The sequence below is a fragment of the Staphylococcus roterodami genome, from assembly GCA_022493055.1.
GTDB lineage: Bacteria > Bacillota > Bacilli > Staphylococcales > Staphylococcaceae > Staphylococcus > Staphylococcus singaporensis.
This window is the reverse complement of record CP092781.1, coordinates 2067637-2085678: the sequence shown is the minus strand read 5'-3', so window position 1 is coordinate 2085678 and position 18042 is coordinate 2067637. Positions and strand designations below refer to the sequence as shown.

Annotated in this window: 16 protein-coding genes; 13 read left to right on the top strand and 3 right to left on the bottom strand. The window is 32.4% G+C overall.

Translation table 11 applies throughout. The features are described from left to right. The first annotated feature begins 15 nt into the window (after positions 1–15). The 13 genes from ML436_10170 to ML436_10110 all read left to right on the top strand — a co-directional run bounded on the left by ML436_10170 (position 16) and on the right by ML436_10110 (position 14096). Complete coding sequence (locus ML436_10170; GenBank protein UMT77509.1) at positions 16–2511, top strand: ATP-binding protein; 2496 nt, start codon at positions 16–18, stop codon at positions 2509–2511. 253 nt (positions 2512–2764) lie between these two features. Continuing rightward, entirely contained in the window at positions 2765–2989 is a 225-nt protein-coding gene (locus ML436_10165) for a hypothetical protein (protein UMT77508.1), read from the top strand. Between the two features lie 4 nt (positions 2990–2993). Then, the gene (locus ML436_10160; GenBank protein UMT77507.1) at positions 2994–4352 is read left to right on the top strand and encodes a cell division protein FtsK; all 1359 of its coding nucleotides are present in this window, start codon (positions 2994–2996) and stop codon (positions 4350–4352) included. 7 nt (positions 4353–4359) lie between these two features. Beyond that, entirely contained in the window at positions 4360–4602 is a 243-nt protein-coding gene (locus ML436_10155; protein UMT77506.1) for a hypothetical protein, read from the top strand. Between the two features lie 15 nt (positions 4603–4617). After that, positions 4618–6531: a hypothetical protein gene (locus ML436_10150; protein ID UMT77505.1), complete on the top strand. Its 1914-nt coding sequence runs from the start codon at positions 4618–4620 to the stop codon at positions 6529–6531. Further along, complete coding sequence (locus ML436_10145) at positions 6521–7558, top strand: CHAP domain-containing protein (protein ID UMT77504.1); 1038 nt, start codon at positions 6521–6523, stop codon at positions 7556–7558. The genes ML436_10150 and ML436_10145 overlap by 11 nt, the downstream gene beginning before the upstream one ends. A gap of 6 nt (positions 7559–7564) precedes the next feature. Continuing rightward, the gene (locus ML436_10140) at positions 7565–8158 is read left to right on the top strand and encodes a hypothetical protein (GenBank protein ID UMT77503.1); all 594 of its coding nucleotides are present in this window, start codon (positions 7565–7567) and stop codon (positions 8156–8158) included. A 46-nt stretch (positions 8159–8204) separates the two neighbouring features. After that, positions 8205–8564: a DUF4467 domain-containing protein gene (locus ML436_10135; GenBank protein UMT77502.1), complete on the top strand. Its 360-nt coding sequence runs from the start codon at positions 8205–8207 to the stop codon at positions 8562–8564. Between the two features lie 111 nt (positions 8565–8675). Further along, positions 8676–9206, top strand: a complete 531-nt coding sequence (locus ML436_10130; GenBank protein ID UMT77501.1) for a helix-turn-helix domain-containing protein — start codon at positions 8676–8678, stop codon at positions 9204–9206. A 28-nt stretch (positions 9207–9234) separates the two neighbouring features. Next, positions 9235–9660, top strand: a complete 426-nt coding sequence (locus tag ML436_10125) for an IS30 family transposase (GenBank protein ID UMT79514.1) — start codon at positions 9235–9237, stop codon at positions 9658–9660. A 458-nt stretch (positions 9661–10118) separates the two neighbouring features. Further along, positions 10119–11246 carry an NADH-dependent flavin oxidoreductase gene (locus ML436_10120; GenBank protein UMT77500.1) on the top strand — a complete coding sequence of 376 codons (1128 nt, stop codon included), beginning with the start codon at positions 10119–10121 and terminating at the stop codon, positions 11244–11246. A gap of 306 nt (positions 11247–11552) precedes the next feature. Then, on the top strand, positions 11553–12743 hold the full coding sequence (locus ML436_10115; GenBank protein ID UMT77499.1) for an ornithine--oxo-acid transaminase: 1191 nt from the start codon (positions 11553–11555) through the stop codon (positions 12741–12743). Positions 12744–12851: 108 nt separating this feature from the next. Beyond that, the gene (locus ML436_10110) at positions 12852–14096 is read left to right on the top strand and encodes a Glu/Leu/Phe/Val dehydrogenase (GenBank protein ID UMT77498.1); all 1245 of its coding nucleotides are present in this window, start codon (positions 12852–12854) and stop codon (positions 14094–14096) included. Between the two features lie 140 nt (positions 14097–14236). On the opposite strand, the gene ML436_10105 is transcribed toward ML436_10110, so the two are convergent. The 3 genes from ML436_10105 to ML436_10095 form a co-directional block, all read right to left on the bottom strand. Continuing rightward, positions 14237–15166: a glycerophosphodiester phosphodiesterase gene (locus ML436_10105; GenBank protein ID UMT79513.1), complete on the bottom strand. Its 930-nt coding sequence runs from the start codon at positions 15164–15166 to the stop codon at positions 14237–14239. Positions 15167–15408: 242 nt separating this feature from the next. Beyond that, positions 15409–16788, bottom strand: a complete 1380-nt coding sequence (gene argH / locus ML436_10100) for an argininosuccinate lyase (protein ID UMT77497.1) — start codon at positions 16786–16788, stop codon at positions 15409–15411. Then, the gene (locus ML436_10095) at positions 16778–17983 is read right to left on the bottom strand and encodes an argininosuccinate synthase (GenBank protein ID UMT77496.1); all 1206 of its coding nucleotides are present in this window, start codon (positions 17981–17983) and stop codon (positions 16778–16780) included. Before ML436_10095 ends, argH begins: the two co-directional genes overlap by 11 nt. Between the last annotated feature and the right edge of the window lie 59 nt (positions 17984–18042).

Here is an 18042-nt window from a genome sequence, read left to right as displayed (position 1 = left end):
TAATGGAGGGATGACATGGAGTTAAAAGCCCCCTATGCAGGGATGAAAAATAATTTGTTATTAACGAAAAGCGGTGAAGTTTGGGCGTATTATCGTATTCGTTCTGAATCTATTTCAACAGCCAATTACGATAAAAAAGAAGCTTCAAAAAAACGTATGAAATATTTTCTTGAATCGATTAAAGGTTATCAGGATTTTCATTTTGAAATGTATGAGCATGATTTAGATTTACGTAATAAATTTAAAGAAATTAGTCAAGACTTTGATGATTCAGCGTTTGATGTGGCTAATTATTATGCCCAAGAAACGATTGATGTGTTAGAACAAGAATTACAAATGATTACACGTAACTCGTTTGTCATGGGTGTGAAACTTCGAGAATTAAGTGATGATGCGATTTCGATTAAAGAAATGCTTAAGAGTACATTATCAGATACAGCGGAACGAATGATTTCGAATTTTGGTTTTAATGTTTCATTAGATGAAAAAGTATTAAGTCGTTATGAAGTGTTTGAACGAGAACTTGCGGATAGTTTTTTAAGTATTGAGGGTGAACGCTTAACTGAAAATGAGCTTGCTTATATCGTGCGTAAGCCATTTATTTCAAATGCGACGCATGATGTACAAGAGGAATCATCAAGACGTGCCGTAACAGATGTATGTAATGTGGTGATTGACCCTACAAATATGCGTGTATTGAAAGTGACAAATGAAAATGAAACATTCTATACAACAACAATTGTTGTTGACGACTTTCCACTTGATATGGAATTTACACATATTTATGAAAAAGCACAAAATATGCCGTTCCCTGTGGAATGTCATGTAAAAGCAAAAATTGTTGAGAATGATAAAGTAAAAAAGAAATTTGATCGTGCAAAAATTAATCATAAAGCACAAGCAAGAGAAAAACAATCAGCTGGTGATAATGCATCTGAAGATATTCAAGATAATTTATTCGTATTAGAACAAATGGAAAAAGAAGTGACAGGTTCAGGTGTATTTATAGAGTGGTCTTGTTCATTTGTGATTAAGAGCGATAATTTAAAGGATTGTAAGCGTAAAGCGAAACGTTTAATTAAACGTTTAAAAGAAACAAATATTTATGCGGTTAATCCATTAGCTGACCAATTACAACTTTATTATCAAATTTTACATGGCAATCCATTGTTTATTAATAAATATTGGGTGCAACGTACGACAGCAACTGGGATTGCAGAAAATTTATTTGGCGTGTCGCAAAGTTTAGGTACAAAAACTGGTTTTTATATCGGACGTATTGATAAGTTTATACGTTCTGTTTCACGTGAGGAAGCCGTTGCAAGTTCAAGAGATATTATTTTATTTAGTTTATTATTAGCAGCCAAAGGTATATCAGGAGCAGTCAGTGATAGCCCACACGTATTAATCACAGGTCAAACAGGTAAAGGTAAATCATTTTTAGCTAAGTTACTTTGGATATATACATCATTCTTTAAAGGTCAAATGATTTATTGGGACCCGAAAAGTGAATTTGCAGATTGGTTTAATAAAATTACAGAAAGTGAAGACATGCAACGTAAATATCCCCTATTTGTTAATCATTTAAAAACATTTAAGTATGTGACATTGGATTATAAAAAGCCTAGTAATTATGGTTGTTTAGACCCGATTGTTTTTCTTGATGGTATTGAAGCTAATGAAATGTTGAAATCAGTATTTGATGAAATTAAATCCTTTGAAAATGAACATCGTGTTGAAACAGCAATTTATAGGGCTATTACTGAAACAGTTGAGGAACGTGAAAAAGGTCAACAAGTTGGGTCATTAGATGTAATTAAAAAGCTTCAAAATGATGAAGATGAACATGTAAGTCAAGCTGGTGATTTACTTTTTGAAAAAACACAAAATAATATATTAAAACTTGTGTTTAGTGATGGTAGTAATCCGGCTTTGAATATTCAAGAAAAAGCAACGATATTACAAGTTCAAGGTTTAGATATGCCGAAGGCTGGTGATGACCCATCGGGTTATTCAACTGGTGAGAAAAATGGGATTACTTTAATGCTTTTAATCGGTAAATTTTTACAGAAATTTGGTTCACGTAGACAGATACAAACAACACTCTTTATTGATGAAGGTTGGGCATTTAGTGCCTCACGACAAGGTAAAAAAGTAGCTAAAGGTATTAAACGTATGGGTCGATCTGAAAATAATTCGCTAGTTTTTATTACCCAATCTGTTAAAGATAAAGCCGATGAAGACGGCGGTAACTTTGGTTGTCATTTCGCATTTGATGAAAAAGATGAACGAGAGGATATTTTAAAATCGCTTGGTTTAGAATATTCAAAAGAAAGTCCTGAGAATATGGAAATGTTGAAAGACTTGAAGAAAGGTCAATGCATTTTCAGTGATTTCTACGGACGTGTGGGCAAAATGGTCGTACATTGTCCTTTTGAAGAAATGACGGAAGCATTTAGAACACAAGAAGATTCAGCAAGTTCAAAAGCAGAAGAAAAATTTGCGATATAAGGAATGATTTTATGCTAATATTTTTAAAATTGTTAATTATAATTATTTTTACTATTTTGTTTGTTTTTGCGATATATTATTTTTCTTTAATTAGAATCATAAATCGGTATGTTGATTTTGAAAGTTCTACATTTAAGATGCTTTGTAAAGAATTAAATGTAGATGTCTCAATTGTTAAGTATTTAAGTAATTCAATTGAATTACGGTCTTATGATTCAGCTTTAGATGATTGTTTTAAGGATGTGAAAAGAAATTGATAAGTTACTTGATTCCTTTGATGATTGTTGTTACTGCAATAATTTCTTTAATTGTTTTAAAACCACGTTATGAAAAATATAAAAAAGCTGCTTATGAAGGACATCAAAGAAAGACTAAGGAGTTATTTGGTTGGTATGAAGGTTATAAATTAGCACGTAGAGAAGAACAAGTTAATATCGTTATTGAAGCAATGAAGCGTTATGAACATGGCAAGGAGTGATTTAATGGCAATGAATGAAATTGCTTTATTTAAAGGTGTACGTATTCAACCTTATTTTAAATATATTGATTTTATTTTTGCGGGTGTGTTCGCATTTATCTTTTTAGCCTATCGAATATTAATGTTATGGCAAGGTTATATTGGTCAACAAAAAGCTTTAGATGTGGTTGAAGTCTATCAGTACTTTAAGCCACATTTTTTATATCTTGTGATTGGTACCTTGGTTATTTTTATTATCGCAAAATTATTTGCGCAACTTGTTTTAAGATTTCGTGAAAAAGATTTGGCTGAAATGATTGAAACACAAGGCTTTCATAATCGCACAGTGATTAAGAAAACAATAGAGTATTTAGATATTGATTATAAGAAAACAGAATATGATTATTATCCAACATTGTTTTATAAACGTAGACGTAAAACATTTGTGATACATGTCAAAAAAGATGGTTCACGTTTTCAAGACGACTATTTAGAATTAGAATCAATCATTGAACCGATGTTTAATTGTGAGCTTGTTGAGAAGCGTCATATTGGACGTTATTTGAGATATGAGTTTATGCCTCTTAAATATAAAAAACGTATCGTTATGGAAGGTACAGAAGCACCAGAGACAACTTATTATGATACGAAGATTTATATTACACATCAAATCCTTTGGGATTTTGTGAAAGCACCACATGCTTTAATTACTGGTGTGACCGGTGGCGGTAAAACGTACTTTTTATTCTATATGATTAGAGAATTATTTAAGCGTGATGCAGAAGTACGGTTATTAGACCCGAAAGTATCTGATTTATCATTTATGAAAAATGTGATCGGTGCTGAAAAAGTGGCAGATACGAAAGGTCAAATTTTTAAACAATTGAGAGAAGCCAATGAAGAAATGGAACATCGCTTTAGAATGATGAGTGAAAGCGAACATTATCAATTAGGCAGTAATTTTAGAAACTTTGATTTACCACCCTATTTTGTGATTTTTGATGAAGTGACAGCGTTCACGTCTACTTTAGATAAAAAAGAACTTCAAGAAATGAATGATTATTTAATTAACATCATTATGAAAGGTCGTCAAGCTGGTGTATTTATGTTTTTAACAGCACAGCGACCTGATGCAGATGTGATTAAAGGTAACGTGCGTGACCAATTGGGCTTACGTGTGTCGATGGGTAATTTGTCAGTTGACGGTTATCGTATGACCTTTGGTCAAACAGATAAAGACTTTCAACCGATTCATGAATCAGATATTGGACGTGGTTATATTTCAATACTTGGACAATATAATGAACCGATTTTATTTGATGCGCCTCTCATGGAACAATATGACTTTGTGGCGGATGTCAAACAAATATTAAATAAGGAGTGAGCATGTAATGAAAATTGATTTTAATGAAAATGGAGATTTTTATTTTTTACGAAAAGACGATGTGAGACGAGATTTTGATTGTTATGCCTATCGATTAGCTTCGGCTGATTTAGGTTCAGAAATTATTGTTTTATCAAAACAAAATTTAACATTTAAACCTTTAGAGAAAGTAACTTTATTTGACTTAGAAGCTGAGATGGGTAGTTGTGCGTTTGTTTTTAGAGGTTCTGTTCAAGTTTTAACAAATTAAATAAGGAGTGATTAAATGAAGCGTAAAAGTTTATATCTTTTATGCTTTTTAATTTTGCCCTTGTTTTTAATAACAGGGGCAACGGCTGATGCCGTCGCTAATCCAGTAGGAAAACCAACGAATGCGGTAGATGCGAAGATTGAAAAGTATAAAGTAGATGATAAAGCTGATGGTGATATAGATTTAGAACGTTATCGTGTATGGTTTCAAAAAGATGAAGATTGGAATCCATTTGGTAAAGATGAGGTCGCAGAAACAGTTAATAATGTAACCAATTTCTTTTTTGAAATTGACAAGTTGATTGTAAGTATTACTGATTATGCGATAGAGAATTTATATCAGCTTGATGTATTAAACGATTTTGCGGATAAAGTCGGTCAATTTGTCGGTGATATTTATCAAAAATTGTTAAGTAATATTGTGATGACGTTGTTTATTGTGATTTGTTTAAATGCGTTTATTGTTTTTTCAGTTAAAGGTAATATGCATGAAGCATTAAAACGTGGTTTTTTAATCTTTTGTTTAATTGGTTTTGGTGTGGGAGTCCTTGCGAATGCCAGCTTTGTGATTAAAGGTACAAATAATGTTGGTAAAGGTTTAAATAATGTCATTATGAATAGTACAAGTTCTATTAATGGTGATATTGATTATGTAAATGAAAATTCAGGCATTAACAAGATACGTAATCAATATTTTGATATGGCGTTATATAAGCCTTATCTGATTATGAATTATGGTACTGTAAATGAAGATGAAATCAAGAAAAAAGGTAAAAACAGAATTGATAATATTTTAGATATAAAAGTTAATTCAAAAGATGAACAAGAAAAAATAGAAAGTAAAGTTAAAGATGAAGTAGATAAATATAATAATACAGCTATGAAACAAACACATGTATTTGGGCAATTAGGTATTGCGATGTTTACATTAATTATTACGATTGCTTTATCTATTATATTTCTTTCGATTAGTTTTGCGAAAGTCATCTTTTCAGCTTTTGCGCTCATTTTATTCTTATTTTTAGCGTTTAGTTGGCTTATTAGCTTTATCCCTGGTTTTGAAATATCAGTATTTAAAGCATTAGCACGTACATTAGGGTATATTATTTTAAGTGCCTGTATGACATTTTTATTTGTGGTGATTGGTTTTTCAATTGATATTGCGAATGCATTTGTGAAACCAGAAAGCCAACAAGCTTATTTTTTAAATGTGATATTCTTAATGATTATTTTGTTTGTACTGTATAAAAAACGTAGTGAAATCATTGATTTTGTGACACGTGGCAATTTAAGTTTATCGCCTCAAAAATTAGGTGCTGATGTAATGCGCAAAGGACAAGATGAATTTAATAAACGTCGTCAAAAACGAGCAGAAGATAAAAAGAATAAACGTGATGGTCAACGTGATAATCCAGAACCACCGATGATAAATAACAATGATAATAATCTAAAGCGAAATCAACAACCAGATACGCCTATTTCAATCAATAATTCGAAAGAAATTAAACGACGTAATCAACAAGAAGAGATGCATGGCGCTCCTAATGTAGGTTTAGTTAGTTATTCGAAACCATCTTATTCAAAACCGTCAGGTTATACGAAATCAAAACGAATCGCACAAGATGATGGTATGCATCGTGATGTAAAACATAAAAAAGAAATTAAACGTAACCCGCAAACAGAATCATTTAGCCCTACTTATTCGTCTCAACCGCCAAAAGAAGTATCAAGACGTAGTCAATCGTTTAATAAAGACGTTCAATCTTCTTATGATAAAGATATTGAAAAACGCCGTATACAAACTGGAGAAGATAAACCATATCAACCACGTTCACATACAAATGAGGCGACATTTAAACGAAATTCACAAACAAAACATGTTTATGATCGATTGAAAAATCAAAAGGATATTAATAAACATGGTAAATAAAAAGACTGTTGTAAAAGAAGTGATGAAACAAACGCCGATTGGCATTAAATTTAGATTATTAAAAATTGGTCTGATATTGTTTTGTGTTTTGTTTTTCTTGTTTCCTGTGATATTGATGTTTGTATTTAGTCCAGAGGAAGACAAACAAACAGATGGTGACATGTCGTGTGTGGGTGGTGATGTTAAAGATAAAGGTATTGCGGTATTTGAACAAAATGCGAAAGGTGGCGCATTAGAAGGTAAAGGAAAAGTGATTGTAAAAATTGCGAAAAAGCATAAAATACCAGAGAATTTATTTATGGCAATTATTGCGAGTGAATCCGGTTGGGGTAAAGGAGAAAATGCGACGCGTCAAAAGAATCCATTGTCTGTGATGGGTACAAAGTCGATTCATGATTCTACGTATCCAACAATTGAAGCTGGACTTGAGGCAGGCGCAAAGAATTTATATGATGTTTATATTAAAGAAGGATTAACGACACCAGAGAAAATTGGGCCAAAATATGCGCCTGTAGGTGCTTCAAATGACCCGAATAATATGAATAAGCAATGGATACCAACGGTAAAATCAATGATGAAAAAATTAAGTGATGGTGATGGCGCTGTATGTAAGTCTACTGGTGGTAAAGATATTAAGTTTAGTGGTAAATTGCCAAAATGGAGTAATTCAGATGCAGGTAAAGGTAATTTATATACAGCGGGTCAATGTACATGGTATGCCTATGGTATTCGTCAAAAAATGGGAAAACCGATATCGACGTATTGGTTCCATGCGCAATTTTGGAATGATAGAGCGAAAGAGGAAGGTTATAAAGTGAATAGTAAACCCGCTGTAGGTGCGTTAATGATTGCCGAGCCTGGTGCTGGTGGTGCACCGCCAGTAACAGGACATGTAGCTGTTGTGATTGATGTGAAAGATGATAAAACATTTACTGTGACAGAAATGAATATTAAAGGACCTTATATCGTATCGCAAAGAGAAATGAAAGTAGAATCTGGCATTAGTTTTATTCATGATAAGGAGTAGATAACGATGAAATTAAAGATTATTGGCTTTGTGATTGTGACAGTTTTAACAGTGAGTGCTTATTTTTTAGGTACACAAACAACGAAGCAACAAGTTCAAAAAGAAAAGAATCATGTGAGTGAATTAAAACAATCATTACAACAAAAAAAAGATACGAATAAGGCATTACATCAACGTGTAAAACGCCAATCTAAAACAGTGATTGCGGAGGAAGAAAAACAAATACGTGAGACAGCACAAGCATTTACAACAGAGCTATTTACGTTAAAAAAAGGGTCATCATTTAAACAAAAAGCTAAACCACTTAAGACATTAGTAACAGAAAAATATTATGATGTATTGTTTAGTGATAATAGAGAGAAGTTTAGTATTTTCGACGATGTAACAGTGAGTGATATTCATGTATATTTTGATCAGTATGACCCTAAGCATGATAACTATAAAGTATTTGTGCAGTTTAATGAGCGTATTGATACTGAGGGGCAAAAGGAAGTTGAGAACCGTAAAACATCTGTACAACTTGATATGGTACGTACAAATGATAAATGGTTAATTAATGATGTACAGCGTTTTAATTTACAAAAAAATGGGCGTGGATAATTTATAAAATAATGATATAATTCAATAAAAAGGAGATGATTATATCATGACAAAGCGATTTTTATTGATAACATTGATTTTAGTAATATCTACAGCTTTAATTGCATGCGGTAAAAAGTATGATAAAGAAATTGAGGAAGTTTCTAAATTAGAAGAAAAAAGAACTAGTGATACTAGTGGTGATTTTAATAAATTTGAACGTAAAAAAAGTAATATAAATGTTTATAATGATGGGAAATTTATTACTTTATCTTATAAATGGGATAATGATAGTACTAAATTATGGACTAGTTTATATGGAAAAAACGAGACAACAGAGAAATATGAAAAAGTTTATAATGCAAAACCTGAAAAGTTCATGAAAGAAAATAAACCAGATTATAAAGAAGAGAATTTAAAAGAATAGATAAAAGCAACTCCCTAAAGCGATTGATAAGTTTGGGAGTTGCTTTCTTTTAACATCTTCTTCTATTATATTTTATAAACGATGTTTAAAAATGTAAAGGAGAAGATGAAAATGACTGAAAAGAATACACAACGAAAGAGAAGGGTTGCAGTTGATTTGGATACACGTTTAGCAATAGCGAAATATCTTGATGACGGGTTATCCATATTACAAATTGCGAATATATTAGGTAGACATCATAATGTGATTTATTATGAGTTAAATCATCGTTCTCAAGAAGATGGAACATATGACCCTGTAAAAGCGCATCAAATGGCTAAAGAAACTAAGAAAATGCCAGAAAAAAAGAAGGAAGAGATGCGTGCATTAAATCCTACTATAAAGAAGTATATTGAACAGAAATTGTCTTTAAAGTGGTCACCTAGACAGATTTCTTCAGAAATGGAAAAAGATATTGGCTATTATGTTAGCTTTTCTACTATATATAGATATATTAATACTGGACAAATTAGAGTAAATAAAGTGAAAGATATGCGCCGAGGTGGAAAAAAGTATACAAAAACAACTGAAGAACGTGGCAAAATTAAAATAGGTCAGCATCGTTCAATAAGTAGTCGGTCCAATAGAAGTCGTAAAACGTGAAGAATTTGGACATTATGAAATAGATACTATTTGGAGTAAACGTCCCTCTCGATATTGTTTATTAACGATTTTAGAACGTAAAACGAGATTTTTATATGCGAAAATTTTACCTACAAGACGTTCTGATGTTGTATGTTCAACGATTGTAGAAATATTGAAACAAGAAAATATTAAAACGATTACGATTGATAGAGGTAAGGAATTTGCGAAATTTGAGTTAATTGAACGTGAGTTGAATTGTTCTGTTTATTTTAGCGATCCGGGTTGTCCATATCAACGTGGTTCTATAGAACAAGTAAATGGATTATTACGTCAATATTTTCCTAAAGATACAGATTTTGTAAATGTTTCTGATATAGATGTAGAAATAGCCGTGCTACAAATTAATCAGCGTCCAAGAATGAAGCAAAATTATAAGACAAGTGAGTATATGAGAATGTTAGAATATAATTAGAGACGCACATAACCCTAATGACCTTACTTTTTAGTGATTGTGTTCTGTAAGAACCTATCACTAAAAATAAGGTGGTCTAAGCGAGCGTTTAAGCGCGAGTGCGGAAGTGAAAAGGCGTTGGCATAATGCATAAGAAATGTATATAAACATTATAATTGTAATTCTTTTCTTGTATAGCGGTTTTGTGATATAATGTTAGTAATAACAATCAACTTATATATCTTCTATTTATACTCTTTCTTTATAACCATAAAAATTTATTTAAAAAATTTTTCGAAACCTCTTGACACACTGCATCTTAAAATAAAGTTACGTTTAATTTTTTTAACAGATTTTAAATACAAGCTCGATAATTAAAAAGAATATTACCATAATGATTCAATCTATAAACAGATAATTGGAGAACGATAAAAAATCATGTTATAGTCAATTCAATATTTTTAAGGAGGAATTAAGTAATGAAAAGTAAATATGAACCATTGTTTGATAAAGTAGAATTACCAAATGGCGTAGTGTTAAGAAATCGTTTTGTGTTAGCCCCTTTAACACATATTTCTTCAAATGATGACGGTACAATTTCAGAAGTAGAACTTCCTTATATTGAAAAACGTTCACAAGACGTTGGCCTATCTATTAACGCAGCAAGTAATGTTAGTGATGTTGGAAAAGCATTTCCAGGGCAGCCATCAATTGCACATGATAGTGATATTGAAGGATTAAAACGATTAGCAAAAGTTATGAAGAAAAATGGAGCTAAAGCATTAGTTCAAATTCATCATGGTGGCGCACAAGCATTACCTGAATTAACACCTGATGGAGATGTGATTGCTCCAAGTCCGATTTCTTTAAAAAGTTTTGGGCAAAAACAAGAGCATAGTGCAAGAGAAATGACGGCTCAAGAAATTGAACAAGCGATAAAAGATTTTGGAGAGGCAACACGACGAGCAATTGAAGCAGGGTTTGATGGAGTTGAAATTCATGGTGCAAATCATTACTTAATTCATCAATTTGTATCCCCATATTACAATAGAAGAAACGATATCTGGGCAAATCAATATAAATTCCCAGTGGCTGTTATTGAAGAAGTACTTAAAGCGAAAGAACAATTTGGTAAAAAAGACTTTATTGTTGGATATAGATTGTCTCCAGAAGAAGCGGAATCTCCAGGTATTACAATGGAAATTACTGAAGAATTAGTTACAACAATTAGCCAAATGTCTATTGACTATATTCATGTATCGATGATCGATACTCATGCAACGACACGTGAAGGGAAATATGCGGGTCAAGAAAGGTTACCACTAATTCATAAATGGATAAACGGACGTATGCCACTTATTGGCATTGGGTCTATTTTTACTGCTGATGAAGCATTAGATGCTGTTGAAAATGTTGGTGTGGAATTAGTAGCAATTGGTCGTGAATTACTTTTAGATTATCAATTTATTGAGAAAATTAAAGATGGACGAGAAGATGAAATTATAAATTATTTTGATCCAGAAAGAGAAGATAAACATCATTTGACGCCTAACTTATGGAACCAATTTAATCAAGGGTTTTACCCATTACCTAATAAAGATAAATAAGCATTTCGAACTTACCACTAATGATATTGTGTATGCAATTTGTTAGTGGTTTTCAATATTTATAAATAAAAATATCTTAGTAAAATATACTTTTGATTAAGTGTAAAATTATCAATTCTTTTGCTTGTAATCATTAAAGCAATTATGTCATTATAAATGTAAGGGTTTTCAAAATAGACAAATTTAATGAAGCTTAGTTATTAATTCATCTTTATTGGTGAAAAAGTATCTGCTTTGAAAACTAATGTAATTATTTGGATAATGTTTCATGTATAATAGTTATAAATGATGAAAAGGGGAGATATGATGACTAAATCTGAAAAAATTATTGAGTTAACAAATCATTACGGAGCACATAATTATTTACCATTGCCAATTGTCATTTCAGAAGCTGAAGGGGTATGGGTTAAAGATCCTGAAGGCAATAAATATATGGATATGTTATCTGCATATTCCGCTGTTAACCAAGGTCATAGACATCCGAAAATTATTCAAGCATTAAAAGATCAAGCTGATAAAGTGACTCTAGTTTCACGTGCTTTTCACAGTGATAATTTAGGTGAATGGTACGAAAAAATTTGTAAACTAGCAGGTAAAGATAAAGCTTTACCAATGAATACAGGCGCTGAAGCAGTAGAAACAGCTTTAAAAGCAGCACGTCGCTGGGCATACGATGTTAAGGGTATTGAACCAAATAAAGCAGAAATTATTGCGTTCAATGGTAATTTCCATGGTCGTACGATGGCACCAGTGTCGTTATCATCCGAAGCAGAATATCAACGTGGATATGGTCCGTTATTAGATGGATTTAGAAAAGTAGACTTTGGTGATGTAGACGCATTGAAGGCAGCAATAAATGAAAATACTGCAGCGATTTTAGTTGAGCCAATTCAAGGTGAAGCAGGTATTAATATTCCACCAGAAGGATATTTAAAAGCAATAAGAGAATTATGTGATGAACACAATGTATTATTTATTGCTGATGAAATTCAAGCAGGATTGGGACGTTCAGGAAAATTGTTTGCTACGGATTGGGATAATGTGAAACCGGATGTATATATTTTAGGTAAAGCACTTGGTGGTGGCGTATTCCCAATATCAGTTGTATTAGCGGATAAAGAAGTATTAGATGTCTTTACTCCAGGTTCACATGGGTCTACATTTGGTGGTAACCCACTCGCTTGTGCTGCATCTATTGCTGCATTGGATGTAATTGTTGATGAAGATTTACCAGGACGCTCTTTAGAATTAGGAGAGTATTTTAAAGAACAATTAAAGCAAATTGATCATCCATCAATTAAAGAAGTTCGTGGACGTGGATTATTCATTGGTGTTGAACTGAATGAAAGTGCTAGACCATACTGTGAAGCTTTGAAAGAAGAAGGTTTATTATGTAAAGAAACGCATGATACGGTCATTCGTTTTGCACCACCATTAGTTATTACGAAAGAAGAATTAGATCTTGCACTTGAAAAAATTAGACATGTATTTCAATAATGTCAAAAAGTTGTAACAATCAGTTTGTAAGGGCTTTAAAAAGAAATACGTTATGTTACAATATGTTTGAAAGCGAAATCATTAGGTAAAGAAGAGGCGAAAAGGATCATGACTGAGAACAATAATTTAGTAACTTCTACTCAAGGAATTATTAAAGAAGCATTGCATAAATTGGGATTTGACGAAGGTATGTATGATTTGATTAAAGAACCATTAAGAATGTTGCAAGTACGTATTCCAGTTCGTATGGATGATGGTACTGTTAAAACATTCACTGGTTACCGTGCACAACATAATGATGCTGTTGGACCAACAAAAGGTGGTGTGCGTTTCCACCCAGACGTAGATGAAGAAGAAGTAAAAGCATTATCAATGTGGATGACATTGAAGTGCGGCATTGTAAACTTACCATATGGTGGTGGTAAAGGTGGAATCGTTTGTGATCCACGACAAATGAGCATTCATGAAGTTGAACGTTTATCACGCGGTTATGTAAGAGCGATTTCACAATTCGTTGGTCCAAACAAAGACATTCCAGCACCAGATGTATTTACAAACTCACAAATTATGGCTTGGATGATGGACGAATATAGTGCATTAGATAAATTTAATTCTCCAGGTTTCATTACAGGTAAACCAATTGTTTTAGGTGGTTCACACGGACGTGATAGATCAACAGCACTTGGTGTAGTTATTGCGATTGAACAGGCTGCAAAGCGTCGTAATATGCAAATTGAAGGTGCCAAAGTTGTCATACAAGGTTTCGGTAATGCCGGAAGTTTCTTAGCTAAATTCTTATATGATTTAGGTGCAAAAATTGTAGGTATTTCTGATGCATATGGTGCATTACACGATCCAAACGGCTTAGACATAGATTATTTATTAGATCGTCGTGATAGTTTCGGTACAGTAACAAATCTATTCGAAGAAACAATTTCAAATAAAGAATTGTTTGAACTAGATTGTGATATTTTAGTGCCAGCAGCTATTTCAAACCAAATTACAGAAGACAATGCACATGATATTAAAGCTAGCATTGTTGTTGAAGCAGCTAATGGTCCAACAACACCAGAAGCAACGCGTATTTTAACTGAACGTGGTATTTTACTAGTACCAGACGTGTTAGCAAGTGCTGGTGGTGTAACCGTTTCTTACTTCGAATGGGTACAGAATAACCAAGGTTATTACTGGTCAGAAGAAGAAGTTAACGAAAAATTACGTGAAAAACTAGAAGCGGCATTCGACACAATTTACGAATTGTCTCAAAATAGAAAAATTGATATGAGACTGGCAGCATATATTATTGGTATTAAGCGTACAGCAGAAGCGGCAAGATATCGTGGCTGGGCATAATTAAATATATTGAATTATGAATTCGAAAAAAGCAGTAAGATATTTTCTACGGAAAAATAAACTTACTGCTTTTTTATGTTGTAATAACTAAAATATTATCTAGAATTATCATTTAAACAACTATTTGAATATTAATAATCCTACTTAATGACTTCTTTATATTTATCAGCAAAATTTGTAAATACACCATCAACACCATAACCATTCAAACGTTGCATATCAGCTTTTTCATTTACAGTATATGGATGTACTAAAAAACCTAAATCTTTTAAATGATGCGTATTTTGTTCGTTTAAATCAGTATAGTCAGGGCCTATACCAATAGCATAAGAACGTATCTCTTTCAAACGCTGTTCGTTAAATTGTTGTAGTTCACCTTTATCAACTAATTTTACAAGTGGAACGTGCTTATTTTGTTTATGAATTTTCTTCAAACTTGCATCAGAAAATGATTGAATCATGACATGTCCTTTTTTTAATTTACTGTTATTTAAAAGGTGATGTTTTTTCAATGATTCCAATAATTGTTCTTCCATACCTGGATATACTTCAGGTGATTTTGTTTCAATATAGTAATTTGCATTCGGACCATAACGTTCTAAAATTTCATCTAAAGTCGGCACTTTGGCATTTTTATAACTTGCCTTTGCATATTTTGGATATTTTTTATTGAACCAACTACCAGCATCTAATTGTTTTAATTCATCAAGAGTATAATCCTCAACTCTACCATGACCGTTAGTCGTTCGATTAACAGTTTCATCATGCATGGCAACTAAGTGCCCATCCTTTGTACGTTGTAAGTCAATTTCAATGTAAGAAGCTTTTAATTCATTATGACTCTTATCATATGATTGGAAGGTATGTTCAGGCGCATAACCACTAGCTCCACGATGTGCAATTGTTGTGAAACGTTCATTCGTTAGGTTTGTATGCCATTTTATTGCTTGTGATTTGTTTGTGATATGATTCATTTGTTCTGCACCAGCAGTAGGTACTGATAAAAATCCCATTGTAAAAACAGCAGAAGCAGCCATAAATTTAGTGAAGCTTTTCGAAGAATTTGTCATAGTCATTGTCCTTTCATCTCTATTTTTTTAGTATGACAATTTAAAAATACTATAAAACTTTCTTTATGAAAACGCTTTACACATTTATTTTACAATTTATAACATGACTGTAATATAAATTTAAAAGAATTATCAAATATTTTAGGTATTAAAAAAAATAATCCACAATTCATAAATCAATACAGAAAAATACCCACTTGCCTTTTAAAATGACAAAGTGGGTAAATATATTAAAACCGTAATTAATCTATTAATAATTGTTTCGCAACCTCAATTTGCTGTTTTACAGCATCTTGTCCCGTTGAGCCATAACTTTGACGTCGTTTCAAACAATTTTCAGGTTGTAAATAATCATAAATATCTGCTTCAATACTTGAATGATGTTGTTGGTATGTTTCTAAAGGCACATCTAATAAATAATGACCTTGTTGAATACATTCTAAAACGATTTTTCCAACAATTTCATGTGCAGTTCTAAATGGAATGTTTTTAGTCACTAAATAGTCTGCAAGTTCCGTTGCGTTTGAAAAATCTTCTTTAACAGTTTGATTTAGTCGATCTTTATTAATTGTCATCGTTTTAATCATACCTTCAAAGATACGTAAAGAACCTTTAATTGTATGAACTGCATCGAATAATCCTTCTTTATCTTCCTGCATGTCTTTATTATATGCTAAAGGTAGGCCTTTTAAAGTCATAAGCATGCTCATTAAATGACCAGTTGTACGTCCAACTTTACCTCTAATTAATTCGGCCATATCAGGATTTTTCTTCTGAGGCATGATAGATGAACCAGTTGAAAAAGCATCTGATAATGTAATAAATTTAGCCTCATCTGTAGACCAAAAAATGATTTCTTCTGCAAAACGAGATAGGTGAACCATTGTTAAAGAAATATTGTGTAATGTTTCAATAATATAGTCTCTATCACTGACCGCATCTAAACTGTTTTCGTATAGACTGCCAAAGTTCAACAATGCTGTTGTCTCATGTCTATCGATAGGGTATGTGGTACCACTTAATGCTGCTGCACCTAAAGGATTAATATCAATTCGTTTTAAACTATCTTCAAATCGTTGTTGATCTCGTTGTAACATCCAAAAATAAGTCATAATATGGTGCGCAAAAGAAATGGGCTGTGCACGTTGTAAATGAGTATATCCCGGCATAATTGTATCGATATTATTAGAAGCGATGTCGACAATAACACCTTGTAATGACTTAATTAATGCGATGATATCTTGAACTTGTTTCTTAGTGTATAAGTGCATGTCTGTTGCGACTTGATCATTTCTACTACGTCCAGTATGCAATTTACCACCGGCATCACCGATACGTTTAATTAATTCATGTTCAATATTTAAATGGATATCTTCCAATGATGCACTAAATTGAATTTGGTCTTGATGATAATCATTTTGAATAGATTTTAATCCTTTTATTATTTGTTCGCTGTCTTGTTGGCTTATAATGCCTTGATTAGCAAGCATCGTTGCATGTGCGATACTGCCTTCGATATCTTGATCTATGAGCGTTTGGTCAAAGGTAATGGAAGCGTTGAAGTCATCTACCCATTCTTCAGGTTGTACTTCAAATCTACCTCCCCAAGCTTTATTGCTCATTACTATAGCCTCCATGTAACATTGCATTTACTTGAGTAGGTAAACCATAGATATCGATAAAGCCAACAGCAGCGTCTTGATTAAATGCATCTTCTTTTGTATAAGTAGCTAATTTTTCATCATATAAAGTGTAAGGTGACTTTCTACCATTTACGATGGCATTCCCTTTGAATAATTTAATTCTGACATCACCAGTCACGTATTGCTGAGTACTATCAATAAATAATTTTAAGCTATCAGTTAAAGGTGAGAACCATAAACCGTTGTATAGTTGTTCAGCAAATTGTTTCTCAATGACCGGTTTAAAGTGTGCAACATCTTTTGTCAATGTAATAGTTTCTAATGCTTTATGCGCTTTTAAAATGACTTCAGCAGCAGGTGCTTCATAAATCTCTCTTGATTTAATACCTACAAGTCTATTTTCAACATGATCAATTCTACCGATTCCATGCTTACCAGCTAATGCATTTAACGTTAAAATCAAATCATCTAACTGATAAGATTTACCATCAATTTGAACTGGAATACCTTTTTCAAACGTTATAATGATTTCATCAGCCGTATCTGGAGTATCTTCTAATGCATTTGTTAAATCGAAAGCATCTTCTGGTGGTGCAGCATAAGGATCTTCTAAAATACCACATTCATTGGCTCTACCCCATAAATTTTGGTCAATAGAATAAGGTGAATCATGGTTGATTGATACTGGAATATTGTGCTTAATTGCATAATCAATTTCTTCTTCACGACTCCAAGCCCACTCACGTACTGGTGCAAATGCTTTTAATGAAGGATTTAAAGCTTTGATTGCAACTTCAAAACGTACTTGGTCATTCCCTTTACCAGTACATCCATGTGCAATACCTACTGAATTTGTTTTTTCAGCAATTTCTACTAATTTTTTGGCAATTAGTGGTCTAGATAATGCAGAAACTAATGGATATGCATTTTCATACATTAAATTTCCTTTGATTGCATAACTTACATAATCATCACTAAATTCTTTAGTCGCATCAATGATGTGACATTCGATAGCACCCATATCTAAAGCTTTTTGATAAACGATATCTAAATCTTTACCTTCACCAACATCAAGGCAACATGCTACAACGTCGTATCCTTTGTCGATGAGCCATTGTACGGCAACACTTGTATCTAGTCCTCCTGAATATGCTAAAACAATTTTCTCTTTCATAAAATTCACCTCATTGTAGTTATCTGAATATTTCGTATGAACACATGATAGCAAACTTT